The 25,049-nt window shown below is 69.6% G+C and carries 24 protein-coding genes and 1 pseudogene; 10 read left to right on the top strand and 15 right to left on the bottom strand.

Annotated features, from left to right (window positions below; all coding sequences use genetic code 11):
- Positions 1 to 281: 281 nt before the first annotated feature.
- Positions 282 to 1,412 carry a sugar ABC transporter substrate-binding protein gene (locus ACZ7M7_RS35140; protein ID WP_472124068.1) on the bottom strand — a complete coding sequence of 377 codons (1,131 nt, stop codon included), beginning with the start codon at positions 1,410 to 1,412 and terminating at the stop codon, positions 282 to 284.
- A gap of 468 nt (positions 1,413 to 1,880) precedes the next feature.
- On the opposite strand from ACZ7M7_RS35140, the gene ACZ7M7_RS35135 reads away from it, so the two are divergent.
- Together ACZ7M7_RS35135 and ACZ7M7_RS35130 are read left to right on the top strand one after the other, a co-directional pair.
- Positions 1,881 to 2,288 (top strand): hypothetical protein, encoded by a 408-nt coding sequence (locus ACZ7M7_RS35135; protein WP_472124065.1) that lies wholly within the window; start codon positions 1,881 to 1,883, stop codon positions 2,286 to 2,288.
- A gap of 32 nt (positions 2,289 to 2,320) precedes the next feature.
- Complete coding sequence (locus tag ACZ7M7_RS35130; RefSeq protein WP_472124062.1) at positions 2,321 to 2,836, top strand: hypothetical protein; 516 nt, start codon at positions 2,321 to 2,323, stop codon at positions 2,834 to 2,836.
- A 62-nt stretch (positions 2,837 to 2,898) separates the two neighbouring features.
- On the opposite strand, the gene ACZ7M7_RS35125 is transcribed toward ACZ7M7_RS35130, so the two are convergent.
- From ACZ7M7_RS35125 to ACZ7M7_RS35105, 5 genes are all read right to left on the bottom strand, one after another.
- The gene (locus ACZ7M7_RS35125) at positions 2,899 to 3,345 is read right to left on the bottom strand and encodes a heat shock protein transcriptional repressor HspR (protein WP_037706704.1); all 447 of its coding nucleotides are present in this window, start codon (positions 3,343 to 3,345) and stop codon (positions 2,899 to 2,901) included.
- Between the two features lie 5 nt (positions 3,346 to 3,350).
- Positions 3,351 to 4,538: a molecular chaperone DnaJ gene (gene dnaJ / locus ACZ7M7_RS35120; protein ID WP_383615271.1), complete on the bottom strand. Its 1,188-nt coding sequence runs from the start codon at positions 4,536 to 4,538 to the stop codon at positions 3,351 to 3,353.
- 42 nt (positions 4,539 to 4,580) lie between these two features.
- Positions 4,581 to 5,225, bottom strand: coding sequence for a nucleotide exchange factor GrpE (gene grpE / locus ACZ7M7_RS35115; protein WP_383615268.1), 645 nt, complete (start codon positions 5,223 to 5,225; stop codon positions 4,581 to 4,583).
- A complete protein-coding gene (gene dnaK / locus ACZ7M7_RS35110) occupies positions 5,225 to 7,075 on the bottom strand; it encodes a molecular chaperone DnaK (protein ID WP_383615265.1) in 1,851 nt (616 codons plus the stop codon). The genes grpE and dnaK overlap by 1 nt, the downstream gene beginning before the upstream one ends.
- Positions 7,076 to 7,169: 94 nt before the next feature.
- Entirely contained in the window at positions 7,170 to 8,234 is a 1,065-nt protein-coding gene (locus ACZ7M7_RS35105) for an MraY family glycosyltransferase (protein ID WP_472124057.1), read from the bottom strand.
- Positions 8,235 to 8,438: 204 nt separating this feature from the next.
- Here ACZ7M7_RS35105 and ACZ7M7_RS35100 point away from each other — a divergent pair, with 204 nt between their 5' ends.
- Together ACZ7M7_RS35100 and ACZ7M7_RS35095 are read left to right on the top strand one after the other, a co-directional pair.
- The gene (locus ACZ7M7_RS35100; protein WP_472124054.1) at positions 8,439 to 10,733 is read left to right on the top strand and encodes a (Fe-S)-binding protein; all 2,295 of its coding nucleotides are present in this window, start codon (positions 8,439 to 8,441) and stop codon (positions 10,731 to 10,733) included.
- 133 nt (positions 10,734 to 10,866) lie between these two features.
- Positions 10,867 to 11,172 (top strand): zinc-ribbon domain-containing protein, encoded by a 306-nt coding sequence (locus ACZ7M7_RS35095; protein WP_383615256.1) that lies wholly within the window; start codon positions 10,867 to 10,869, stop codon positions 11,170 to 11,172.
- A gap of 5 nt (positions 11,173 to 11,177) precedes the next feature.
- On the opposite strand, the gene ACZ7M7_RS35090 is transcribed toward ACZ7M7_RS35095, so the two are convergent.
- A complete protein-coding gene (locus tag ACZ7M7_RS35090; RefSeq protein ID WP_383632989.1) occupies positions 11,178 to 11,897 on the bottom strand; it encodes a DUF2637 domain-containing protein in 720 nt (239 codons plus the stop codon).
- An 848-nt stretch (positions 11,898 to 12,745) separates the two neighbouring features.
- Between ACZ7M7_RS35090 and ACZ7M7_RS35085 the strand changes: the two are divergent.
- Positions 12,746 to 12,859: pseudogene (locus tag ACZ7M7_RS35085) on the top strand (DUF2975 domain-containing protein); the annotation flags it as partial.
- 149 nt (positions 12,860 to 13,008) lie between these two features.
- Positions 13,009 to 13,512, top strand: a complete 504-nt coding sequence (locus ACZ7M7_RS35080; protein WP_472124051.1) for a GNAT family N-acetyltransferase — start codon at positions 13,009 to 13,011, stop codon at positions 13,510 to 13,512.
- Here ACZ7M7_RS35080 and ACZ7M7_RS35075 read toward each other — a convergent pair.
- Together ACZ7M7_RS35075 and ACZ7M7_RS35070 are read right to left on the bottom strand one after the other, a co-directional pair.
- On the bottom strand, positions 13,491 to 14,219 hold the full coding sequence (locus ACZ7M7_RS35075) for an SDR family oxidoreductase (RefSeq protein WP_472124047.1): 729 nt from the start codon (positions 14,217 to 14,219) through the stop codon (positions 13,491 to 13,493). The two genes, ACZ7M7_RS35080 and ACZ7M7_RS35075, sit on opposite strands and share 22 nt — an antisense overlap.
- A 98-nt stretch (positions 14,220 to 14,317) precedes the next feature.
- On the bottom strand, positions 14,318 to 14,986 hold the full coding sequence (locus tag ACZ7M7_RS35070; RefSeq protein ID WP_472124044.1) for a nitroreductase: 669 nt from the start codon (positions 14,984 to 14,986) through the stop codon (positions 14,318 to 14,320).
- A gap of 154 nt (positions 14,987 to 15,140) precedes the next feature.
- Here ACZ7M7_RS35070 and ACZ7M7_RS35065 point away from each other — a divergent pair, with 154 nt between their 5' ends.
- Positions 15,141 to 15,791 (top strand): FMN-dependent NADH-azoreductase, encoded by a 651-nt coding sequence (locus ACZ7M7_RS35065; RefSeq protein WP_472124041.1) that lies wholly within the window; start codon positions 15,141 to 15,143, stop codon positions 15,789 to 15,791.
- Between the two features lie 112 nt (positions 15,792 to 15,903).
- Here ACZ7M7_RS35065 and ACZ7M7_RS35060 read toward each other — a convergent pair whose 3' ends face one another.
- Both ACZ7M7_RS35060 and ACZ7M7_RS35055 read right to left on the bottom strand, forming a co-directional pair.
- Entirely contained in the window at positions 15,904 to 16,389 is a 486-nt protein-coding gene (locus ACZ7M7_RS35060; protein ID WP_383633007.1) for a MarR family winged helix-turn-helix transcriptional regulator, read from the bottom strand.
- 56 nt (positions 16,390 to 16,445) lie between these two features.
- Complete coding sequence (locus ACZ7M7_RS35055; RefSeq protein WP_472124038.1) at positions 16,446 to 17,132, bottom strand: DUF5701 family protein; 687 nt, start codon at positions 17,130 to 17,132, stop codon at positions 16,446 to 16,448.
- Between the two features lie 243 nt (positions 17,133 to 17,375).
- Here ACZ7M7_RS35055 and ACZ7M7_RS35050 point away from each other — a divergent pair, with 243 nt between their 5' ends.
- Positions 17,376 to 18,662, top strand: a complete 1,287-nt coding sequence (locus ACZ7M7_RS35050) for an FG-GAP repeat domain-containing protein (RefSeq protein WP_472124035.1) — start codon at positions 17,376 to 17,378, stop codon at positions 18,660 to 18,662.
- A gap of 16 nt (positions 18,663 to 18,678) precedes the next feature.
- Here ACZ7M7_RS35050 and ACZ7M7_RS35045 read toward each other — a convergent pair whose 3' ends face one another.
- From ACZ7M7_RS35045 to ACZ7M7_RS35030, 4 genes are read right to left on the bottom strand one after another with little or no spacing between them, the layout of a single operon-like run.
- Positions 18,679 to 19,311, bottom strand: coding sequence for a hypothetical protein (locus tag ACZ7M7_RS35045; protein ID WP_451172824.1), 633 nt, complete (start codon positions 19,309 to 19,311; stop codon positions 18,679 to 18,681).
- A 5-nt stretch (positions 19,312 to 19,316) separates the two neighbouring features.
- A complete protein-coding gene (locus ACZ7M7_RS35040) occupies positions 19,317 to 20,054 on the bottom strand; it encodes a hypothetical protein (protein WP_472124032.1) in 738 nt (245 codons plus the stop codon).
- Positions 20,051 to 21,358 carry a hypothetical protein gene (locus ACZ7M7_RS35035; RefSeq protein ID WP_472124029.1) on the bottom strand — a complete coding sequence of 436 codons (1,308 nt, stop codon included), beginning with the start codon at positions 21,356 to 21,358 and terminating at the stop codon, positions 20,051 to 20,053. The genes ACZ7M7_RS35040 and ACZ7M7_RS35035 overlap by 4 nt, the downstream gene beginning before the upstream one ends.
- A gap of 9 nt (positions 21,359 to 21,367) precedes the next feature.
- Positions 21,368 to 21,673 carry a hypothetical protein gene (locus ACZ7M7_RS35030; protein WP_383633023.1) on the bottom strand — a complete coding sequence of 102 codons (306 nt, stop codon included), beginning with the start codon at positions 21,671 to 21,673 and terminating at the stop codon, positions 21,368 to 21,370.
- Positions 21,674 to 22,025: 352 nt separating this feature from the next.
- On the opposite strand from ACZ7M7_RS35030, the gene ACZ7M7_RS35025 reads away from it, so the two are divergent.
- Positions 22,026 to 23,513 (top strand): FG-GAP and VCBS repeat-containing protein, encoded by a 1,488-nt coding sequence (locus ACZ7M7_RS35025; RefSeq protein ID WP_383615228.1) that lies wholly within the window; start codon positions 22,026 to 22,028, stop codon positions 23,511 to 23,513.
- Between the two features lie 120 nt (positions 23,514 to 23,633).
- On the top strand, positions 23,634 to 25,046 hold the full coding sequence (locus tag ACZ7M7_RS35020; protein WP_472124026.1) for an FG-GAP-like repeat-containing protein: 1,413 nt from the start codon (positions 23,634 to 23,636) through the stop codon (positions 25,044 to 25,046).
- Positions 25,047 to 25,049: the final 3 nt, after the last annotated feature.

The raw sequence follows: 25,049 nt of genomic DNA, 5'->3' as shown, positions 1-25,049 counted from the left end.
TCGGGTTGCAACAAGCTGGGGGTGTCATCCCGGCCTTTGCGCTGTGCGCTGCAAAGCACGCCGGCCGGCCGGGCGGGCCACGTCACACTCGCGAACACCGTCGGGAACGGCATCGCCGACGACAAGCGCCCCACCCGTGAGTCGGCGGCCTGATCCGGCACAACGCACTCGCAAAGCAGACCCTTCGCCACGGGCGCCGGCGACGGCGACGCCCACCGGACAACGAGCCAGGGTCCGCCGGAAGAACCGACGGACCCTGGCTGCCGAGCCGTGCCTGTGCCCTACTTGGTGAGCCCCGCCCCCGCGCACGCGGACTTGTACTCGCCCGCGCAGATCTCCGACAGATCGTAGATCCCGTCGGCGAGGACGGTCTGCTTGATGTTGTTCTTGGTCAGGGCGACCACCGGGACCAGCAGGGCCGGGATGTCCTTGGCGGTCGGGCTGTCGACCTGGTCCTGGGTGAGGGAGTCGAACTGGATGTCCTTGCCCTGAACCTTGGCCACGGCCATCTCCGCGGCGCTCTCGGCCTCCTGCGGGTACGACTTGTACACGCTCATGTACTGCTCGCCGCTCAGGATCCGCTGGACGGCGTCCAGTTCGGCGTCCTGTCCGGTGATCGGCGGCAGCTCGGTCACGCCCTCGGCCTGCAGGGCCTTGATGATGCCGCCGGCCATGCCGTCGTTGGCGGAGTAGACGCCCTTGATGTTGTTCGCTCCGATGGCCTTGATCGCCTCGGTCATGTTGGCCTGGGCGTTCTCCGGCTTCCAGTCCTTGGTGTCGTACCTCTTGGCGATGTCCACCGAGCCCTTGAGCTCGGAGAGGGCGCCCGCCTTGAACTGCTTGGCGTTCGGGTCGGTGAGCGACCCGTTCATCATGACGATCTTGTCGGACGAGTCGACGTCCGGGCCCATGGCCTCCATGAGGGAGCGGCCCTGCACCTCGCCGACCAGTTCGTTGTCGAAGGAGACGTACGCGTCGATCGGGCCCTCGGCCAGGCGGTCGTAGGCGATGACCGGAATGCCGGCGTCCTTGGCCTTCTGCACGCCGTCGGCTATCGCGTGGGCGTCCACGGCGTCCAGCAGGATCACGTCGACCTGGTCGTTGATCATCTGCTGGAGCTGGTTCGCCTGCTTCTTGGCGTCGGCGTCCGCGTTGCGGTAGTCGACCTGGCCCTGCTTGTCGGTGAGCTCCGCGACCTTGTTCTTGATGATGGGGTAGTCGAACTTGTCGTAGCGCGTGTTCGCCGTCTCCGGCAGCAGCAGTCCCACGGTGACGTCGTCACCCTTGGTCGGGCTCGCCTCACTGCTGTCCCCGGTGACGCCCAGTGCCCCGCACGCTGCCAGCGAGAGGGTCATCGTGGACGCGGCGGCCACGGCGGTGGCGGTGCGGCGCAGGGGGCGCAAGGGACGCATAGAGGAGCTCACTTCTGGTGCCTTCGGGACACGGGCGCGCCATTGCGCCCAGATGACTGAAAAGCCAACGCGTCGACCGCCCCCAGCGTCAAGCGGAATCACTTAACGAGTGCGCAACACCACGCTCCGCTGATCATGTAAAGACATGGCGAAACATATCGCATCACCCGTTACACCCCCTCCACCGATCCTTCGATCGAACACGCTTCCAAGATCCGTACAACCAACCCCATTCGCCGCGAGTCCCGTTCAGGACGACGCGCACCCGTCGTCCCGCACTCGACCAGAGGATCGAATGAACCCAGCCAGACGCACGACCGCCGCAGCCGCGGCGACGGTCGTGCTCGCCACCACGGGCGCCCTGCTCACGACGACCTCCCCCGCGTCCGCCGCAGCGACCTGTACCTCGCCGGTCTTCAAGACACCACGCGCCCGGACGGTGACGAGGTCTGCTTCTTCGTCGACGCCGTGGACGACGAGGGGAACTCCGCCATCAAGTGGAGCGACGATCCGGTCGAGGCCGTGCGCGCGACGGAGCTCGACATGACGCCGAGCGTGCCGACGCCCGACGGCTCGCCGCTGCATCTGACGGCTTCGGGTGCCGAGGGCGACGAGGGCAACCAGCTCGTGTGGTCCGGGCTCGGCGCGGGCGAGGGGGAGTCCGCCGACCCGGCGCAGAGCTTCCGCGTTCACCGGTGGAACGCCGCCTCCGCCACGTACGAGAAGATCGCCGAACTCCCGGCCGGGGCCTTCACCTACTTCGACAAGGGCGCGCGGCGCGGCACCACGTCCTTCTACCGGGTCACGGGTGTGCAGGCCGACGGCACCGAGTCCGTCCCCGCGGGCGACTGGACGGTGATCGCACCCGCCGCCTGACCGGCCCGACCGGAGCTGCGAAGATCATCCGCATGACCGTCATCACCGAAACCCTCGTCGAGGACAGCCAGTTCGGCACGCTGACCGTCCGTCTGGACACCGAGCGCGGCGAAGTCGTCGTCGAGGGCGCGGCGGCACCGCGGATCGTGCTGAGCCGGTCCGCCGGCACCGAGGCCGAGGTGCACATCCCCGTCGGCACCCGGGACGGCGACCGGCTCACGCTCACCGTGGACGGCGCGCAGGCGGACGTGCGCCCGGCGAAGGGGCGGCTGACCCGGCGTTCGTACGCGGTCGACGTCCGGCACGCCGGGCATGTCTGGCGGCTGCTACCCGACTCCGTGCCGGACAGCCGTCTCCTGCGCGACGGGCGGCGCCTCGGTGAGTTCACCTCCCAGGGCAACGGCGAGGTCGCGGCCGAGTGGCGCGCGGACGCGGCCCCTGAGGCCATGGACGTGAGCCTCGGACACGCCCTCGCAGCCGGATTCGGCACGGGGGCGCAGCCGATGTGGATGCTGGTCGTGGATGCGATCGGGGATCTGATCCCCTGACGCGGTGCGGGCATGGGAAAGGGGCCCGGAGAGTTCCCCGGGCCCCTTTCCGCTGCGTGCCGCTAGTCCTTGGCCTTCTTCGGCCGCCACACCACCAACGCGCTGGTCTGCTGCACCTCCTGGTACGGCACCAGATCGCGGCGGTACGACGCGTGCACCGCCGCCTCGCGCTGCTGCATCGCCGCGGCGGCCCCTTCGACGGCGGCCTGGAGTTCGGCCACCCGGGACTGGAGCGCGGCGACCTGGTTCTCCAGTTCGATGATGCGCTTGATGCCGGCGAGGTTGATGCCCTCGTCCTGCGACAGCTGCTGGACGGTGCGCAGCAGTTCGATGTCACGGGCCGAGTAACGGCGCCCCCGGCCCGCGGTGCGGTCCGGAGACACCAGGCCCAGGCGGTCGTACTGGCGCAGGGTCTGCGGGTGCAGGCCGGACAGCTGGGCCGCCACCGAGATGACGTAGACCGGGGTCTCCTCGGTCAGTTCATACGGGTTGCGTCGACGACCGTCCATCTGACTCATGCTCCCTTCGCGGCCTGGAACAGCTCCGCCCGCGGATCCTCACCCGCGGTCGCCTCGCGATACGCCTCGAGCGCGTCACGAGCCTTCCCCGTCAGGTCCTTCGGAACACTCACCTCGACGGTGACCAGAAGGTCGCCGCGGGTGCCGTCCTTGCGGACCGCGCCCTTGCCCCGCGCCCGCATGGTGCGCCCGTTGGGCGTGCCGGGCGGCAGTTTCAGGGTGACCGGCGGTCCGCCCAGGGTGGGGACCCTGACCTCGCCGCCGAGGGCCGCCTCCGTGAAGGTCACGGGGACGGTCACCGTGAGGTTGTCCTCCTTGCGGCCGAACACCGGGTGCGCGTCGACGTGCACGGTGACGTACAGGTCGCCGGAGGGGCCGCCGCGCTCGCCGGGTGCGCCCTTGCCGCGCAGGCGGATGCGCTGGCCGTCCGACACCCCGGCGGGGATGCGGACCTGCATCGTGCGCGAGGACTTGGCCCGGCCGCTGCCCTTGCACTCCATGCAGGGGTGCTCGGCCATCAGGCCGCGCCCCTTGCAGTCCGGGCACGGGTCGGTGAGGGAGAAACCACCGCCCGAGCCCCGCGCCACCTGGCCGGTGCCGACGCAGGTCGGGCACACCCGCGGTGTGCCGTTCTTGTCGCCGGTGCCCGCGCAGGCCTTGCACGGTGACTGCGAGGACATCCGCAGCGGGACCGTCGCACCCTCGATCGCCTCGGTGAAGCTGAGGTTGACCTCGGTGTCGATGTCCTGGCCGCGCCGGGGCTGGGTACGGGTCGTACCCGTGCCGCCGCGGTTGAACAGGCCCCCGAAGACGTCGCCGAGTCCGCCGCCGAAGCCGCCGGCTCCTCCTTGGCCGCCGCCGCCCTGGGCGCTGCCTCCGAAGAGGTCGCCCAGGTCGAAGTTGAAGGAGCCGCCCGCGCCGCCCGGCCCCGGGCGGAAGCCGCCGTTGCCGAACAGGGCGCGAGCCTCGTCGTACTCCTTGCGCTTCTTGGGGTCGCCGAGGACGTCGTTCGCCTCGGAGATCTCCTTGAAGCGCTCCTCCGCCTTGGCGTTGCCCTTGTTGGCGTCCGGGTGGTTCTCGCGGGCGAGCTTCCGGTACGCCTTCTTGATCTCGGCCTCGGTGGCGTCCTTGGGGACGCCGAGGACCTTGTAGAAGTCCTTCTCGATGAAGTCCTTGGTGCTCATCCTCGACGTGCCCCCTTCCCGTAGTCCCTCGTCAGTTCAACGTCAGCCCTCGTCCGGGCCACCGCTCTCCTTGTCGTCGGCCGCCTCGCCGGACTCCTCCTTGACGGTCTGCGCGCCCGGCTGGGGCTCGGCGACGGCCACCCGCGCGGGGCGGATGGTGCGCTCGCCGATGCGATACCCGGGCTGCAGGATCGCCACGCAGGTCGTCTCGGTGACGTCCGGCGCGTAGGAGTGCATCAGGGCCTCGTGGATCGTCGGGTCGAAGGGCTCGCCCTCCTTGCCGAACGCCTGCAGTCCCATCTTCGCCGCGACGGTCTCCAGCGACTCCGCGACGGACTTGAATCCGCCGACGAGTTCGCCGTGTTCACGCGCGCGGCCGATGTCGTCGATCACGGGCAGGAGCTCGGTCAGGAGGTTCGCGATGGCGATCTCCTTGACCGTGATCCGGTCCCGCTCCACGCGGCGGCGGTAGTTCTGGTACTCGGCCTGGAGCCGCTGGAGGTCCGCCGTGCGCTCGCCGAGCGCCGTACGCACCTGGTCCAGCTGGGCCACCAGGCCCGGGTCTGCTGCTCCGTCCCCGGCCGGGGCCGCCCCTTCCTGAGGGGCGGCCTTCGACTCGGCGTCGTCAGGGGTCGCGCCGGAGGGGACGTCGGGCTTCTCCTCGAAGCCCGGGGTCTCCTCCGTCATTACGCGGCACCGTCCTTGCGCTCGTCGTCCACGATCTCGGCGTCGACGACGTCGTCGTCGGCGGCCTTGCCGCCCGGGGCAGCGCCCTCCGGACCGCCGGCAGCGCCCTGCGCGGCCTGGGCGTCGGCGTACATGGCCTGGCCGACCTTCTGCGAGACCGCGGCGACCTTCTCGGTGGCGGTGCGGATCTCGGCGGTGTCCTCGCCCTTGAGCGCGGTCTTCAGCTCCTCGACGGCGGCCTCGACCTCGGTCTTGACCTCGCCGGGAACCTTGTCCTCGTTGTCCTTGAGGAACTTCTCCGTCTGGTAGACGAGCTGCTCGCCCTGGTTGCGGGACTCGGCGGCCTCGCGGCGGGCGTGGTCCTCCTCCGCGTACTTCTCGGCCTCTTCGCGCATCCGGTTGACCTCGTCCTTCGGCAGCGAGGAGCCACCGGTGACGGTCATCTTCTGCTCCTTGCCCGTGCCGAGGTCCTTCGCGGTCACGTGCATGATGCCGTTGGCGTCGATGTCGAAGGCGACCTCGATCTGCGGGACACCGCGCGGGGCCGGCGGCAGACCGGTCAGCTCGAACATGCCGAGCTTCTTGTTGTACGCCGCGATCTCGCGCTCGCCCTGGTAGACCTGGATCTGCACGGACGGCTGGTTGTCCTCGGCCGTCGTGAAGATCTCGGACCGCTTGGTCGGGATCGTGGTGTTGCGCTCGATGAGCTTGGTCATGATGCCGCCCTTGGTCTCGATACCGAGGGACAGCGGGGTCACGTCGAGGAGCAGGACGTCCTTGACCTCACCCTTGAGGACACCGGCCTGCAGGGCGGCGCCGATGGCGACGACCTCGTCCGGGTTGACGCCCTTGTTGGCGTCCTTGCCGCCGGTCAGCTCGCGCACCTGCTCGGCGACGGCGGGCATACGGGTGGAGCCACCGACGAGGACGACGTGGTCGATCTCGTTGATGGAGACTCCGGCGTCCTTCATGACGTTGAAGAACGGGGTCTTGCAGCGCTCCAGGAGGTCCGCGGTCAGCTGCTGGAACTGAGCCCGGGTGAGCTTCTCGTCCAGGTGCAGCGGGCCCTCGGCGGAGGCGGTGATGTAGGGCAGGTTGATCGAGGTCTCGGTGGACGAGGACAGCTCGATCTTGGCCTTCTCGGCAGCCTCACGCAGACGCTGCAGAGCCATCTTGTCCTTGGCGAGGTCCACGCCGTGACCGGACTTGAACTGCTGCACCAGGTAGTCGACGACGCGCTGGTCCCAGTCGTCACCACCGAGGTGGTTGTCACCGTTGGTGGCCTTCACCTCGACGACGCCGTCGCCGATCTCCAGGAGGGACACGTCGAAGGTGCCGCCACCGAGGTCGAAGACGAGGATCGTCTGGTCGTCCTTGTCGAGGCCGTACGCGAGCGCGGCCGCGGTGGGCTCGTTGACGATGCGAAGGACGTTCAGACCGGCGATCTCGCCGGCTTCCTTCGTCGCCTGGCGCTCGGAGTCGTTGAAGTACGCCGGGACGGTGATGACCGCGTCGGTCACCTTCTCGCCCAGGTAGGACTCGGCGTCCCGCTTCAGCTTCTGCAGGATGAAGGCGGACATCTGCTGCGGGTTGAAGGGCTTCCCGTCGAGCTCCGTCTTCCAGTCGGTGCCCATGTGGCGCTTCACGGACCTGATGGTCCGGTCCACGTTGGTGACCGCCTGGCGCTTGGCGACCTCGCCGACAAGCACTTCGCCGTTCTTCGCGAAGGCGACGACGGACGGCGTGGTCCTGGCACCCTCGGCGTTGGTGATGACGGTGGGCTCGCCGCCTTCGAGAACGCTGACGACGGAGTTAGTCGTGCCCAGGTCGATGCCGACCGCACGTGCCATGGTTGATTCCTCCAGCTGACTTGAGTGGAACGGACTCAAGTGTGCATGACGGCTCGCGACCGGTCAACAGAGCTGAGTCGACCTCACTCAACTCTTATCCGTTCCTTACACGCAACTGGGCTCCGACCTGCGACGATGTGGCCTGCGCGGGCGGGCGAACAGCACCCCCTAGGGGAAAAGAGGGTTGACGCCGAGGCCCGTACGGCTTGATGTGCAGCATCGCGAATACGGTGACGAGGGCACCCACTCCCACCCAGAACGCTCCGGACGGCGCCATCCATCCCATGTGCACGAGGACGCCGACGAGTACTCCGGAGAAGCCCGCGACCCCCAGCAGGACGGTCCCACCCTGCGGGGTGAGTCCGATGCGGCGCAAACGATGGGCGAAATGGTCGGGCCCGCCCCGCAGCAGGGGCCGTCCGGCCAGCCGCCGGGACAGCGCCACGAGGAGTACGTCTGCGGTGGCGAAGGAGGTGAGCGAGTAGAGCACGGCCGCGCTCGACACGGGGTCGTGCCCGGCCCGGGTGATGACGGCGGACGCGGCCAGCACGAACCCGACGAAGAGGGACCCGCACGCCCCGAGCCCGATCCGCGCGGGATGCCAGTTGTGCATGAGGAACCCGGTCAGGGCGGCCGCCAGCACACTGAGCAGCACCGCGAGTTCGTCCATCACCTCGGCCGCCGCACAGATCCCGACACCGAAGGCGGTGAGCACCCCGACGGTGCCGGCCAGCGCGTCCGCATGGTCGAGCGCCTTGAACCCGATGGCCGCGAGAACGATCCAGCCGATGGCCACCAGTCCCAGCAGGATCCCGGTGTCGCCGTACGGCACCACACAGGCCGCCGCCACCGCCGTACCGCCGATCAGGAACCGCGCCTTGACCCGCCGCACGTCGGCGACCAGCCCGAGCGCGGCGACGGCGCCCGCGGCGACCACCAGCCGCATGATCTCCGAGCCCAGCGGGGCGAACCGGGTCCACTCCCCGGCGGCGGCCACCAGGCAGGTCACGAGCGCGACGGCGACACCGCCGAGCAGGGGCAGCGGCCGCTGGCGCCGGCGATCGACGATGCCGAAGCGCAGGGCGGGCAGCCGGAGCAGCGCCGCGAGGAGGGCGGCGAGCAGGAGGGCGGTGGTGGCGGCGGCGATCCCGTAAAGCACGGGGATAGGTTAGTGCCGTATATACCATTTCGGGATGAATAACACGATCGGTTCTTAAGGCAACCCTCAGCGACTCACATCACTCCGCGCCTGGCTACAGTGCGGTTGAAGATGGGGGTAGTCTCAGACGGACTGCATAAGTTACCGCTTAGTAATGTCGAGGACCCCCTCGAACCACCCCTCGCAGGCCCGAGGAGCCCCGAAATGCAACTCGCCGCGATCATCGTGTCGCTGGTTCTGATCGTGGTCGGCGTGGCCCTGTTCGCGCGCGCCATCCTTCAGATCTACAACTTCATGCGGCTCGGCCAGAACGTGCCCGCGGGCACCCGCACGGACGAGCCGGTGCAGCGCACCGTCACCGTGGCCAGGGAGTTCCTCGGCCACACCCGGATGAACCGCTGGGGCATCGTGGGTGTCGCGCACTGGTTCGTGGCGGTGGGCTTCTTCTCGCTGCTGCTGACGATCGTCAACGCCATCGGCCAGCTGTTCAAGGCCGACTGGATCCTGCCGGTCATCGGCGACTGGGCGCCGTACAACGTCTTCGTCGAGTTCCTCGGCACCATGACGGTCCTCGGCATCCTCACGCTGATCGTGATCCGCCAGCTGAGCCGGCCGGGCAAGGCGGGCCGCAAGTCCCGCTTCGCCGGGTCCAACACCGGCCAGGCGTACTTCGTCGAGAGCGTCATCCTCATCGTCGGCGTCTGCATCTTCATGCTGCACGCGCTGGAGGGCGCCCAGCACCACGTGGACGGCTACGAGGCGTCGTTCTTCATCTCGTACCCGGTGGTGTCGTGGCTCGAGGGCTTCGACATCTCCACGCTCCAGAACCTCACCTACCTCTTCGCCGGTCTGAAGATCGCGACCTCCTTCATCTGGATGATCACGGTCGCCCTGAAGACCGACATGGGTGTGGCCTGGCACCGCTTCCTGGCGTTCCCGAACATCTGGTTCAAGCGCAACGCCGCCGGTGAGACCTCGCTGGGCGCGCTGCTGCCGATGACTTCCGGCGGCAAGCCGATCGACTTCACCGACCCCGGTGACGACGACGTCTTCGGTGTCTCCCAGGTCGAGCAGTTCTCCTGGAAGGGCCTGCTGGACTTCTCCACCTGCACCGAGTGCGGCCGCTGCCAGTCGCAGTGCCCCGCCTGGAACACGGGCAAGCCCCTCTCCCCCAAGCTGCTGATCATGTCGCTGCGCGACCACGCGCACGCCAAGGCGCCGTACCTGCTGGCCGGTGGCGGCAAGTCGATGGAGGGCGAGGAGAAGGCCTCCGAGGAGCAGCTGAGGGACGTCCCCGCGGCCGCCCTCGCGGAGGCCGAGCGTCCGCTGATCGGGACCGCCGAGGAGAACGGCGTCATCGACCCGGACGTCCTGTGGTCCTGCACCACCTGCGGCGCCTGCGTCGAGCAGTGCCCGGTGGACATCGAGCACATCGACCACATCGTCGACATGCGCCGCTACCAGGTGATGATCGAGAGCGCGTTCCCGTCCGAGGCGGGCACGATGCTCAAGAACCTGGAGAAGAAGGGCAACCCCTGGGGCCTGGCGAAGAAGCAGCGCCTGGAATGGCTCAAGGAAGTCGACTTCGAGGTGCCGGTCGTCGGCAAGGACATCGAGGACCTCACCGAGGTCGAGTACCTCTACTGGGTCGGCTGCGCCGGCGCCCTGGAGGACCGCGCCAAGAAGACCACCAAGGCCTTCGCGGAGCTGCTGCACATGGCGGGCGTCAAGTTCGCGATCATGGGCGGCGACGAGAAGTGCACCGGTGACTCCGCCCGCCGCCTCGGCAACGAGCCTCTGTTCCAGGAGCTCGGCATGGAGAACGTCATGGCGCTGAACATGGCGTTCGGCGAGGAGATGGACGACGACGGCAAGGTGACCGAGGAGTCCCGCAAGCCCAAGTCGGCCAAGAAGATCGTCGCCACCTGCCCGCACTGCCTCAACACGATCGGCAACGAGTACCCGCAGATCGGCGGCGACTACGAGGTCATCCACCACACCCAGCTGCTGCAGCACCTGGTGGACGAGGGCAAGCTGGTCCCGGTGACCCCGGTCGAGGGCATCATCACCTACCACGACCCCTGCTACCTGGGCCGCCACAACAAGATCTACACGCCCCCGCGTGAGATCATCGCCAGCGTCCCGGGCATCCGCAACGAGGAGATGCACCGCCACAAGGAGCGCGGCTTCTGCTGTGGCGCCGGCGGTGCGCGGATGTGGATGGAGGAGCGGATCGGCAAGCGCATCAACAACGAGCGCGTCGACGAGGCTCTCTCGGTGAACCCGGACATCGTCTCGACGGCCTGCCCGTTCTGCCTGGTCATGCTCACGGACTCCGTGAACGGCAAGAAGAACGACGGCACGGCCAAGGAGTCCATCCAGGTCGTCGACGTCGCCCAGCTGCTGCTGGAGTCGGTCAAGACCCCGGTCCCGGACGACGAGCCCCCGGCGGGCACCGCCGAGGCGGAGAGCGAGCCGGAGCCCCAGCCGGTCAAGTAGGAACCGCCACGGCAATCCCTACGGCAATCCCTACGGCAGTCCGACGCCCCCACGCCCCGCAGGGCCTGGGGGCGTCGCCGTACGCTCGACAGCTGTACTTTTGCGGCAGAACCCGCTCCGGAAGGACCACCTCGTGATCATCTTCGGCACCAAGGGCTACCTCTACCAGCTGGCGATACTGACGCTGGTGTGCGGCCAGTGCGGCAACCCCTCCGCACACACGCTGCGCAAGCGCGTCACGAAGTTCACGCTGTTCTTCGTGCCGCTGTTCCCCGTCTCGACCAAGTACGCGACGCAGTGCACGTTCTGCGGCGCGGAGCAGAAGGTGACCGGCGAGCAGGCGGAGCAGCTGCAGGCGCAGGCCGCCGCCGGCGGTCAGCCCGGCACCCACGGCGGTCAGCATCCCTACGGGCAGCCGCAGCAGCCGTACCAGTCCTGAGCGGCCTACGGCTTCGGCTGCTTGGGTCCGTTCATCGCGTCGGCCGCGTGCCGGGGGCCGGGCCGTGACGAGAACTGTCCGACGAGTTCGCGAAAGCAGACCAGGGCGGTGATCGGCGGAATTCCGACTACCACCATCGCCAGCAGGGAATGCGCCGACTGGCCGATGCACAGCGCCACCGCGGTACCGGAGGAGATCAGCATGACGGCCCAGGAACGCCGGGCCGTCCGACGCTGAACGGAAGCCCGCAGGATGGACAGACCCGCCAGCAGCCACGGTCCATAGACCGTCAATGGCCACCAATGGGCCAGATTCGGCGACACCACCAGCAGCGCGATGGAGCGCAGCTGATCGTACGAATACGAAATGGACCAGGTGAGCATCGTGACCGCACACAGGGTGATGAGTGTGACCAGGACCCCGACGGTGAAGATCTTTGGGTTTCCGGCAAGGATGTGATTGCTGGGCTGAGGCCGCTTTCGATGCACCGGCCGGGGCGGGGGCCTGTCACGGTGCGCCGGCGGCGGGGTCGGAGCAGGAGTGGGAACAGGAGCGGCGGAAAGATCCAGGCCCTGCGTCGTGTTCAGCATCTGGGCCAGCTCTTCGTCCAGATCCCAGCCGCCCGGCGACGAGATCGCCGCATCCGGGACATGCCAGAGGTTCTGCATGTCGAGCTGCTGAGTGTAAAGAGGCTGTTCGTCTACCGCGTCATAGTCGGCCCTCATCGCTAGAACTTTTCCCCTTCCATCGTGGCCCGGAGATATTCGCTCTCCATCCGGCTGATGGCTCTCAGAAAGTCCTCAAGCAGATCCGAGCAGTGCGTGATGCCTTCCGCAGTGGTCTGATCAGCTGCCTGAAGCGAGCGGAGCGTACGACCCTCAGCTGCATGTTTTTCATGCCAAGTCACGCCCACCTAACGAGCACCGCACAGGGCAGGACATCTGGCATTCGGGGGAATATGCGTCAACGGTGATTATCCAAAAGATCCAATGACCGACCCCGGCCGGTGAAATTCAGACGATGCATGAAGATGTATGAAGATGTATGACGCGGTGTTATCGAGGGACTTACTATTACCGGCTCCATTGGTCCGGCCCGGGAACCTCGCGTTCGGTCAGTGCCTCGGCCTCCGGCAGGCGCAGCGGGGACAGGGGTGCCGGATCTCCGGCCGCAGGAGGGTGTCGAGGTGGCGGTGGCCGCGCGACACGGCGATGTCCAGGGGCCGGGTCGCGTCGCTCGCCCGCAGCGTGCGGAAGGCGCCGTACTCCAGGAGCCGCTCGACCGTTCCGGCTGCGGCGCCGGCGCCGGGCGGCCTGGTGCAGGGGTGCGTAGCCGCTACGGCTCTCCGGGCGCCCGCAGTTGGCCCATTCGGGCTCCCTGTCGAGGAGGCGGAAGACGGTACGCCGGTCCCCGTCCCGGGCGGCGTCGGCGAGCCGGTCCGGCCCGGCCGCCCACTTGTCCTTCAGGGAGGACCGACGGGTGATCCCGTCCCATCGCGCGGTGCCGTCACCCTTCACGTCGGCGAGTGCAGGGATCGGGGGCGGCGGGCACGGCTGCGGGGCGGCCCATGCTGATCGGCGGGGTCGCCACGGCGGTGCTGGGCGTGGCGCTCATCGTCCTGGTGCTGCGGATGCTGCTCGCCCAGGCCGTCGCGCGTGACGCCGAGGCGACGGCGATGCAGGCCAAACGGAAGCTGTCTGTGGGCGAGTTGGCCGACCGCGTCGGCATCACCCCCGCCAACCTGGCCGGCCAGCCGGGGGACCTGCTGTGCTGGGAGGGTTATGGAGCGACGGACCTCTGAGACCGGCCGGAGCCCTGCGCGATAGCGTGCCGATCATGGCGGACTGGGGGCTTCGGCCGGCATCGGCGTACGACGTCGAGGCGGTGGCCGCATTGCGTGCCGTGGTGCTGCGGGCGGATCTGGAGCGGCTCGGACGGTACGACGAGCGGCGGGTGCGGCAGCGGCTGCGGGACGGATTCGATCCGGCGCACACCTGGGTGATCGAGGCGGGCGGCGCTTTTGCCGGCTGCGTGGCGCTGCGACCGGTCGAGGACGGCCGGCGGCCGCAGCGGCGGCAGGAGCGATGGCTGGAGCACTTCTACCTGGCCCCGCGTCTTCAGGGCCGGGGTATCGGTTCGGGCGTGTTGCGCGAACTGCTGGAGCGGTGTGACCGCGACGGCATCCTCGTCCGGCTGAACGTACTGCAGGGCAGTCCGGCCCGGCGGCTGTACGAGCGGCACGGGTTCACGGTCGGGACCGAGGATGCGGTGGACGTGTTCATGGTGCGCGAGCCGAACGGAGCGTCCGGTGCGAACGGTCAGGAGAGCCAGTCGCTGTAGCGGGTGGGGGCGAGGTGGGCTTCCTTGTCGGTGAGGACGTCGCCCTTGACGACGGCGAACATACCGGCGGTGGGATCGGTGACGACCGTACGGCTGTCTCCCTTGTGGGCCAGAGTCGCACGGCCCAGCTCGTCCAGGGTGAAGACCTCGGGGCCGGCGACGTTGCGAATGCCGTTCAGCGGGGAGCCCACGGCAACGTCCGTCACCGCCCTCGCCACGTCCTTGGCGGCGATCGGCTGGATCGGCGTGGCGGGCAACCGGACGGTGTCGCCGTCGGCCGTCCAGGACATGACGGCGTCGATGAACTCCATGAACTGCGTGGCCCGCACGATCGAGTAGGGGATCGGCCCGGCCTCCAGGACGCTCTCCTGGAGGGCCTTGGCCCGGTAGTAGTCCAGCTCGGGCACCTGGTCCACGCCGACGATCGAGAGGATGACGAAGTGGCCGGCGCCGCCCTTGCCGGCCGCGGCCAGCAGGTTGTCCATCGAGGTCCGGAAGAAGGCCGGGGAGGCCTCGTCGAAGGTCGGGGAGTTCGTCAGATTGACGACGACTTCGGCCCCCGCCACCGCCTCGTCCAGTCCCTGGCCGGTGATGACGTCGACGCCGGTGGACTGCGAGTGCGGCACCGCCTCGTGCCCGACGGCGTTCAGATTCCTGACGACCTGCGACCCGATCAGGCCGGTACCGCCGATGACCGCGAACTTCATGGGATGCCTTTCGTCGCGAGCTCTTTGCAATGTGGCATGTGCGGCACTAGGTGGGCATGGCAAGAAAGCGCCGCCCGACCGGCTGAGCGCAGCCGCTGTCAGCAGCCGGGGACGAACGTGACCGTCTCCTCGAGCGGCGCCCGGCCCGTGCGGGCGTCCCGCGCGGTGACGTCCTCGAACCCGATCGACATGCCGCAGAAGAGGATGAGCTCGGCCGGCGGCGCCAGCACCTCCGCGACGGTCTTGCGGTACTTCGCCCACGCCATCTGCGCGCAGCTGTGCAGCCCCTCGGCGCGCAGCAGGAGCATGACGGTCTGCAGATACATGCCGACGTCGGACCACTGCGCCGGCCCCATGTCACGGTCGAGGTAGCAGAACAGGGCGGCGGGCGCGCCGAAGCAGTCCCAGTTCGCGGCAGCGGCCCGCTGGCGCGCCTCCAGATCCTCACGGGGGATGCCGAGTCCGCCGTAGCGCTGCTCGCCGAAGGCGAACCGGCGTTCGCGGTAGGGGGACTTCAGATCGGGCGGGTACTGCTCGTACTCCGGCTCGTCCCAGGGGTCGCCCGACACCACGCGTGCGCCGGCGCGCTTCTTGAGCCCGGCCAGCGGTGCGCCGGTCAGCACATAGGCGTGCCACGGCTGGACGTTCGACGCCGAGGGGGTCCATGCCGCGGCGGTCAGCACCCGGGCCAGCACCTCCTTCGGGACCTGCCGGTCGGTGAACCCGCGCACGGCCCGTCGGCTCGTGACCGCCTCGTAGACGTCCAAGGTCGCCTGCCTCCTCTTTGCTCGGTGCGTCCGCCTCCGTTGCAGTCGCGACGGTATCATTTGATACCGTCTCGTGTTTAACTATGGTCGATCTCAAGCCATGCCCGTCAGCCCCTGGTGTCCCCGCCTCGGGCGCCCCCCTTGGAGAAAGCCCATGGCCACGCTGCTGCACATCGACTCGTCCGTGCTCCCCGGAGAGGCGTCCTCGTCCCGTTCGGTCGCGGCCGCCTTCCGTACGGCCTGGCAGGAGCAGCACCCGGAGGGAGCGGTGATCTACCGCGACCTCGCCGCCGCCCCCGTCCCGCACATCACGGCCGGCGCCTGGTCCGCCGGCTACACCGCCCCGTCGGAGCGCACCACGGAGCAGTCCGCCGCGTTCGCCGCGCGGGTGCGGCTCATCGAGGAACTGGAGGCGGCGGACGCCGTACTGATCGGCGCACCGATGCACAACTTCTCGGTTCCGTCGACCCTCAAGGCATGGCTGGACAACGTGCTCCTCGTGGGCCGCACCGCGGGCGAGAACCCGTCCGCGCAGGGCACCCCGGTCACCGTCATCGCCAGCCGCGGCGGCTCGTACGCGCCGGGCACCCCGCGCGAGGGCTTCGAGTTCGTGCAGAACTACCTGGAGGCCGTCCTGAAGCGCACGCTCGGCCTGGACCTCGACTTCATCGTCCCGGAACTCACCATGGCCCCCCGCAACCCGGCCATGTCCGAACTGGTCCCCCTCTACGAGGCCTCCCGTGCGCGCGCCTTCGCGGACGCGGCCGCCAAGGCCAAGGAAGTCGCGGAGCGGGTCGCCGGGTGAGTGCCGCGTGCGTGCCGCGTGAGTGCCGGGGGGATGACCGGCGGACAGGCGCGCTGCGGTGCGCCGTCCGCCCGTCCGCCCGTGCGCGCGGCGGACGAGCGCGCCGGTGCGCTTACGCCTCGCCGTCCGCCGGATAGGCGAACCGGGTCAGCAGATCCCTCAGCTGCTCGGCCTCGCCCGGCCGCAGTCCGGCGACGAGGCGCTCGGCCCGCGGCTCCGCCGCCACATGGGCCGCGTCGAAGAGCTCCATGCCCTGCGGCGTGATCTCCACCGCCCGCACCCGCCGGTCTCCGTGCACGGCCTTGCGTACGGCCAGCCCCTTGCGCTCCAGATCGTCCACGACCCGCATGATTCCGGCCTTGTCGGTCCCGGTGGCCGCCGCCAGGTCCCGCTGCACCGTGGGCCCGCGGTCCACCAGCACGATCAGCACGGCGAAATGCCGCAACTCGATGCCGAGCGGCCGGAGCGCCTCCGTCATCACCGTCTGCGCGCGCCAGTGCGCCCGGCGCAGCAACAGACCAAGAGCGAACGGCGACCCGTCACCGGGGCGGTCGGTCGCACGCGAGGCGGCGGGCACAGCGGGAACGTCGGCGGGCATGAGGCCACACTACAGCGACCGATTCACTCGAAACGGTATCAATCGAAACGAATGCGCTACGACTCCTGCCGCTGAACCCCGCTGCCACGGCCCGTCGCCGATGCGAACCCCAGCCACGTGTGGCGGTTGCCCCACCAGCACCAGCCGACCTTCGGGGCATTGCGCCGCTCGCGGCCGTCGCGTCCCGTGCCGTTGCTGATCCAGATCGCCGGAGTACGGGCGTCCAGGGTGCCGTTCGGCTTGCGCAGCCGGGAACCGATGGTCATGAAGCAGCGGTTGCGCTCGAGGATCGGCGGCTGCTGGAGCACCCAGTGGATGCCCTCGTGGAGCAGCAGCGGACTGCGCTCCTCCGCGGTCAGGGCCGGCAGCGCCTCCTCCGGGCTCCAGTTGGCCATGCGGTCGCCGCGGTCGAGGCCGGTGACGACGTAGAGCGGCGCGTCGGGCAGTGCGACGGAGTCGGGGGCGAAGTCGTCGACGTCGGGCATGTCGACGACGACGAAGCCGGGCTTGCCGGCACGGCGCAGCAGCGGGGCCAGGGCGGACGCGGGGACGCGGTCGGGGTGGACGGCGAGGAGCGCATCGCCCTCTCCGCCGTCGGTGCCGCCGGCGTTCGCCGCGAACGTGCGCAGCTCGTCGGCCGGTATCCCCGCGAGCTCATGCACCCCGAGCTCGATCAGGCGTGCCGCCTGGGCGGTGAGCGGCGGGAGGGCGGTCACGGTGGCGTCGGACGAGGTATCGGGCATGGTCCTCCTAGGTTCGGGTTCGGGTTCCTGTTCGCAGCAGCAGGCCTGAGGTCAACGCCACGGCCCACCGGAAACGTTCCCCCGGCGTCCGCTGGGCGCCCTGCGGACACTTTCGGCCAGACCGCACATCCCCCGCACCCCGTCCCCGCACAGGTCTGTCGCCCTGTCTCGAACGCGTGCATCATTACCCAGTTGTTGCCCCTGGTGTTGACGAGGTGAGCGGTGCGCGCGCGAAGAAGCGGGATGTGTACAGCGGCCGTGACGGGCCTGGCCCTCGCCCTCCCCCTCACCGCCTGCGGCCCCACCCCCCACGACGAAGCCAAGTCGGCCCGCCACACGCCCGTCCAGATTGCCGACGCCCCCGCCCAACTCCCCGTCCCGCACGGCAAGGGCAGCAAGACGCCCGCCGACTTCAACGGCGACGGCCACCGTGACCTGGTCCTCAACGACCTGGTCAAGGCTCAGGCCCATGCCGACGACGCCGGCATCGGCATCGTCTACGGCGGCGAGCGCGGACTGACGCCGGGAGCACGGCAGTTGCTCAGCCCCCGGCGTCAGGCGGCCCCGACCAAGGGCCAACTCCCGGCGGTCTTCGACGCGGAGGCGACCTGCGACCTGGACGGAGACGGCTTCACGGACCTGGTCGTCGCCACCGACCCGCCCTACGACGGCCAGGGACAGCCGCCGGTGCCGTTGCAGATCCTCTACGGCTCCCCGGAGGGCCTCACCGGCAAGGCGGTCAAGCTCGCGATCCCGGCCCGTGCCCGCGTCGGCAAGGACTGGCCCGACCAGCCCGTGTGCGGCGACTTCGACGGCGACGACGCGCAGGACCTAGTCGTCCACGCATCCGGCGGTCAACTGAGCTTGCTGCGGGGCCCGTTCACCCGCAAGGGCGCCCCGCGCGCGGCGGGCGCCCCCATCGAGGCCCCGGGCAACGCCCCCACGGGCCCGGCGGCCGACGTGAACGACGACGGATACGACGACCTGGTGGTCCGTACGGCGGAGGGCGCGGGCACATCGTCCCTCGTCCTCGGCGGCCCGAACGGACCGACCCGCACCGGCGCCACCCTCCCCTCCGGCATCGACGTGGCCCTCGGCACCTTCGGCAAGGGCAGGGCTGCCCTCGACGCGGCGATCGGCACGATGGACGGAACGTCTCTGCGCTACGACCTCCCGGCAGCCACCGCCCGCGGCACCCTCGCCACCCCCGGCTCGGTGCTCGACGCCGCCGACTTCGACGGCGACGGCCTGAGCGAACTCCTCACCAGCGGGTCCGAGTTGCGGATCCTCCGCGGCCGTACGGCAGGACTCGCGGCTGCGGGCATGGTGACGGTGAAGCCGCCCGCCCGAGGCACCACGCGCGTCGTGACGGCCGCCGACTTCGACGGGGACGGGCGGGCGGACCTGGTGGTGCGGACGTACGTCGGCGAGACGAAGGACACGGTGGCGGTGTATCCGGGCGTGAAGAAGGGGCTGGTGGCGGCGGAGCCGTCGGTGAGGTTCTCCAGCTCGGAGTTCCTGACGCGGTAGCCGGATGCGGGCCGCGTCAGTCGGCCACCCGGGCGCCGATGGCGCGGGCGCGGCGGCGGGCCTCGGGGCTGAGGCCCTTGCGGCGGGGGGAGGTGCGGTGGTCGTACGCCGTGGGCTGGGCAACGTAGCTCAACGTCTTCGGCCCAGGCTTGGCGACCACACAAGCGAAGCGAGGGTCTCCGGCGTACCACAACTCGTCGTGGAACCCCTTGCGGACGACGCGGTCCCAGATGCGGAAGAGCCCCCCATGCTCCTCAGGCGACTCCGTCCTCTCCGGCTGGTCCGGATTCGGCAGGACGAACTTTGCTCTCGCCCACCTGGACCGTCGCTGGTCAGCGTGCACACCGTCGGGCTGCTGCCGCCAGGGGTAGACCGTGAGGATCCGGTACATGCGCCAGAGCTTGAAGAGTCCGTATATCTGGGCACCCACGAGGTAAGCGACCACCACGAGGGGCAGGGCCGCCGCGGCTGCCACACCTCCCGAAAAGGTCGCGATCACGACACCGTAGAGCCAGGCCAGCCACAGCGCCGCCCAACCGAGCATCTTCCCCACAAGCCGCGCCCCCCAGCGGCACAATGCAGCTCGGGTTCCGGGCGTCTCCCAGGCAACAGGGCCGTCGAAGCCCCCGGCGTTCTTGCTCTGTCTCATTGCGATCACCCGAAGTCGCCGGCGATGTCGTCCTTGACGGTCCTGCCGCTGCCGCCCCCGTCGCCCCGTGCGGCACGCTCGATCCCAGGCATGGGGTCCTGGAAGGCCACAGTGTGCGCGATGCTCTCCATCAAGTCGCGGTAGTGCCTACGGGAGTTCACCGCCACCGTGCTCAGCGTCAGGACTGCGAGCTGCGCACCCGACGGAGCCGGCACGTAGAGGTTGCACTGATAGAGCTCCTGCGCGGCCCCTCCGGCTACGGCGGGCGTGGTGACAAGCGTGTCCGACACTGAGCCAGGACGGCCTCCCGGAAGCGTCAACAGCCCGACATTTTCCGGGGATTCACGCAGCGAGACCGCCCGGACGGCCGTGAGCTTGGGCGGGGCCCATTCGATGTCCTTCAGCGCCACGGTGAAGACCGAAACCGCAGAAGAGCCGTCATCGGCGTAGTGCATGCCGAGCGAGCAGCCGATGATGCCTTCGCTTCGCATGTACCGCACCATGTGCCGCACGTCGTGCACTGCGCCGGCATAGCGGTCGCGCTCCGTCTCGGGAGCACAGTCAACAACGAGTGCCATGAGGTTCTCGAGCCGCTCCTCCTGCTCCGATCCGGGCTCGGCATCAAGGGCGGCAAGCGGAACGTCGAAGTAGCCGCCGGGCAGCGCATACCAGATCTTGGAACTCGGGTCCCGGGCCGAGTCGTCGATGAGCAGCCGTGGTGACGCGTCGGACTCGCCGGTCACCGTGCCACCACCTTGAGGGTGTCCACGGCCGTGGACAAGGCACCGGGGCCGTCGAACAGACCCCAGCGCGCGCCGTCGATCCCGGTGGTCGTGTTCTTCCCTGCGTCGCTTTCCAGCGCGTCGATATTGTCGGCGGCGAGCCCGAACCCGGACGTGGCGACACCGGCCACAGGCGAGAGGTAGTCCATCCCCGCCCTGACTGCTTGACTGCCGCCCGCGGCGTGAGCCACCCAGTCTCCGACGGGGTTGAAGGCACCTGCGGTCGAGATCCGGGTGGCGGCAGTGAACGTGTCGTCCCCGAACTGTTTGAAGAACTGCAGCGCTCCGCCCGCGGCTTCGCCCCCGTGGATCGCCGATCGGATGGCGCCATTGGCTCCGCGCGTGACAGCCCCGAGTCCCGGCACCGCGCCCGCCGCGTCACCCGCTAGCCCCACGGCGTTCTCCCAGAAGTCGGCATCGAACTCGCCCTTCGTGAAGCCATCCGCGAGGGAGGCCCGCACCTCGGGCTTGGCGAGCCGGGATCCCGCGGTGGCGAGACTGGCTCCGGCCGCCACGAGCAGCATCGCAACCCCGAACGGCCCCGTGCACAGCAGCGCCAGCAACCCCGCCACCGCCGCCAGCACACTGAGGATGTTGGTGAGGTTGTCCCCGATCCAGCTCAGCGCCTTGCTCAGCCACCCCGGCTCCTCGGGCGCCAGATCGTTCGTGGAGTCCTTCAGCTTCTTCGCGAGGTCCCGCGCCTCCGCCTCGTGCGTCCCCTCCAGCTCGCGCGCCTTGCGCAGTACGTCGTCGAGGGCGCCCTGCGCGTTGTTCACGGCGGTGACGGCGTCGCCGAGCCGGGTGTTGGCGGCGTTCAGGCGGGTCTGGGCCGACTCCAGCTCGGGGCCCTGCTGGAAGGTCTGCCCCGCGAGCTTGAGGTCCGGATCCTGCTTGGCCGTCTCGTGCCGAGCGTTGGCGGTCTTCAGGTCGCCCTTGTGGTCGGCCGCCTCGACGTCGTACTTGTGCGCGAGCTCGCGCCGGCCGGTCAGTCCGCCGTGCCAGCTGCCGAGGTGACCGGCGGCCAGGGTCAGCGACTTGTGGGCGTCCTTCATGTACTTCGGCAGATCACCGTCGAGGGCCTCACGGAAACCGACGGCTGCGTCGCCCTCCCAGAAGCTGGACTCGCCGAGCAGCTTGTCGATCTTCTGGTACGCCGTCTGCAGCGCGCTCGCCGAGTTCACGAGCTGGGTGCGGAGCTTCTCGACCTCGCCGGGCTGGCCCGGGACGGGGTTCCAGCCGAGGTGGACGTAGGGATTCTGTGCCATTGCGATCAGTCACTTCCCCGCGGCTGCGGCCCGCTTGAAGCTCTCCTCCAGGGAGGTCTCCACTTCGCGGTAGTTGTCCGTGTTCTTCTGGAGCCCCTCGGTGAGCTTGCCGATGCGCTCGCGGATCTGCTCGTTGCCGTACTTCCAGCGCTCCTGGAACGTATCGCACGCCTCGTCCAGCTCCGCCGTCCCGATCTGGTCGGACCGCACGTGCTGCAGCGCGGTTCGCACCTGCTCAAGGGATTCGTTGGCGCCGTTGAGGTCCTTGGTGAAGGCGGCAAGCTGATCGATATCGGTCCTGAAGTGGTCCCCCACGCTGTTTCTCCCCGTTCGCGATTCGCGGTCGCATCGGCCAACAACCGCCGGTGGCCGAATGGGCCCGATGATGCCATGGACGTGTGAAGTGACCCCATCAGGTCACGGAATCCACACGAAACGCCCTACCTCGGCGAACGCACGGGTCATGACCGATATCGCGGGCGACTGTGCCGCATCAGGAACCCCAGAAGTTTCTCGAACTCACGTACAACCCTCACGCCCCACCGTGAGTCTCCTGATCGCCGACCACCCAGTGAACCCGAGGCCAACTCCCGGAGAACACGGGCGGTCGCACCCCATTGACTGCGGATGCCCGCCAGGCATCCCCGCATGCAGCAGGAGAACCCGCATGCACAAGCACCACCTGAGACTCGCCCTCGCGACAGCTACCGCGGCCGCGGTGACGGGCGGGCTGCTCACGCTCGCGACGGCCACGTCGGCGACCGCCGCCGACTCCATGCACGTGTCGGCCGCCGACTTCAACGGTGACGGCCTGGGCGACGTCGTGGCCTCCGCGCACGGCTCCTACGTCAGCGGCCGCGCGGGCGCCGGGCAGGTCGTCGTGCTCTACGGCACCACCACCGGCGTATCGTCCGCGAAGCGCACCACGATCAGCCAGAACACCGCCGGATCCCCCGGCACCGCCGAGGCCGGCGACGGCTTCGGCGCCGAGTCCGCGTACGCCGACTTCAACGGCGACGGATACGACGACCTCGCCGTCTCCTCCCCGTGGGAGAAGGTCGGCACCGACACCAACGGCGGCGGCGTCGCCGTCCTGTGGGGCTCCGCGAGCGGCCTCACCGGCAAGGGCGTCACCGTCACGGACCCGGCCCCCTCCTCGCACGACTTCTGGGGCAAGGACCTGGCCGCCGGCGACTTCGACGGTGACGGCAAGGCGGACCTGGCCGTCGGCAACTCGTCCAGCACCATCCACGTCTTCAAGGGCGGCTTCAGCGCCACCGGCACCCCCGGCGGGCGCTACACCATCAAGCCGCCCATCCACACCGGCACCAACGACTTCCCCTACGGCCCGCTGAGCCTCACCGCCGGAGACGTCAACGGCGACCGGCGCACGGACCTGATCGTCGACGGGTACGAGACCCAGAGCGACTACGGGTGGAACCAGAACTACTTCGTGCCCGGCACCGCGAGCGGCCTGAGCGTCGCCTCCGCCGAGGTCCTCAAGCCCGGCATCATCACCGCCATCGGCGACATCAACGGCGACGGCTACGGCGACATCGTCAGCGGCGCCGGCTGGGACAGCACCACCACCGACGGCACCCCCGTCCCGGACGCCTCCGACGGCGGCAAGGTGAACATCACCTACGGCGCCGCCTCCGGGCCCGCCGCCACCTCCGGCATCACCCAGAACTCCGGCAACGTGCCCGGCAGTTCGGAGAAGGGCGACGGCTTCGGCTGGGACCTGGACCTCGGTGACGTCAACGGTGACGGATACCAGGACCTGGTCGTCGCCTCGCCGAACGAGGACATCGCCGGCGTCGCCAACACCGGCCAGGTCACGGTGCTGTACGGCTCCGCGAGCGGCATCGACACCGTCTCCGGCGTCCAGGGCCTCGCCCAGAGCACCGCGGGCGTCCCCGGCAACGACGAGAAGAACGACCTGTTCGGCGCGGACGTCAAGCTCGACGACGTCACCGGCGACGGCAGGGCCGACCTCGTCCTCGGCTCGTACGAGAACGCGGGCAACGGCGGCCTGACCTACCTGCCTTCCAACGGCACGAAGATCACCACGTCCGGCTCGCGCTCCGTCGCCCCGAGCAGCTCGGGCCTCTCGACGACCGGAACCCCGCAGTTCGGCGCGGTCTTCGCGGACTGAGTCCGGCAGGCCGTGCAGTTGTCCGGCCTGCATCGCCGTACGGCGGCACCCGGCCGTCGTACGCCCTGAACGGCCGGGCCCGTCCCCCGCGGGCCCGGCCCTCTTCCCAGGAGCACCCACTTGCGCAAGCGCCCCCTTCTCCTCGCCGCCACCCTCACCACGGGCCTGCTCACCGCGCTGCCCGCCGCCACCGCCTCCGCCGCCCCGTCGGGCCTGGCCGGGGACTTCAACGGCGACGGCTACCGCGACGTGGCCGTCAGCGCCGTATGCACCGATGTCGGCTCCGCGTCCTGCGCCGGCGCCGTCGTCGTGCTGTACGGCTCGTCGTCGGGCGTCTCCGCGACGCGGAAGGCCGTCCTCACCCAGAACTCCGCCGGCGTACCCGGCACCGCCGAGTCCGGCGACCTGTTCGGGTCCTCCCTCGCCTCCGCCGACCTCGACCGCGACGGCTACTCCGACCTCGTCGTCGGCTCCTCGGGCGAGAGCATCGGCGACCGGGACGGCGTCGGCTCCGGCACCGTGCTGTGGGGCTCCAAGTCCGGCCTGTCCGGCGGCAAGGGACTGCCGCAGCCGTCCACGATCGCCGAGTGGGGCGGCTTCTCGCGTGGCGTCGCCACCGGGGACTTCGACGGTGACGGCGACACGGACGTGACGCTCACCGGCCAGAACCACACCCGTCTCTACCTGGGCCCGTTCACCCGCACCGGCGGTCCGCTGAGCCACTACGGCGTCGGCGAGCTCGGCACGACGTTCGAGGTGATCGCCGGCGACCTGAGCGGCGACGGCGCGGCCGAGCGCGTCTACCCGTTCAGCGTGGACGGCGACTCCGGCGGCCAGATCCTCTACTACCGGCACACCGCCACCGGGTACAAGTTCTCCGAGCTGGTGAACGCCGACGGCTTCGCGGGCTCCGTCGCCGACATCGACGGCGACGGCTACGGCGACCTCGTCCTCGGCGACTCCTCCGACCCCAACACCGACAAGCCCGGCGGCCACAAGGGCGGCCAGATCACCGTCTGGTACGGCGGCCCGAACGGCCCCGACCCCGCGCAGACGCCGACCGTCGTCCACCAGGACTCCACCGGCGTCCCCGGCTCCGGCGAGACGGACGACTCCTTCGGTTCGGCCCTGAGCACCGGCGACATCAACGGCGACGGGTTCGCGGACGTCGTTGTCGGCGCCTGGGGCGAGGACATCGGCGCGGCGAAGGAAGCGGGCTCGGTGACCGTCCTGTTCGGCTCGGCCTCCGGTCTGACCACCAAGGGCGCGAAGTCCTACACCCAGAACACGGCCGGCGTCCCCGGCGACGCCGAGACCTGGGACCGCTTCGGCTCCGCCGTCGACCTGACCGACGTGACCAAGGACGGCAAGGCCGACCTCACGATCGGCGTGGACGGCGAGAACGGCACCGGCGGCGTCTGGACCCTGCGCGGCACGTCCACCGGCCTGACCACCTCGGGCGCCAAGGGCCTGACCGTCGCCGGCATCTCCCTCAAGGCCGGCAACTACCTCGGCTCGGTGATCTCCCAGTGACCA

It is taken from the genome of Streptomyces sp. NPDC111606, from assembly GCF_055656945.1.
The sequence above is the reverse complement of the archived record's forward strand: the minus strand, read 5'-3'. Positions and strand labels throughout refer to the sequence as shown.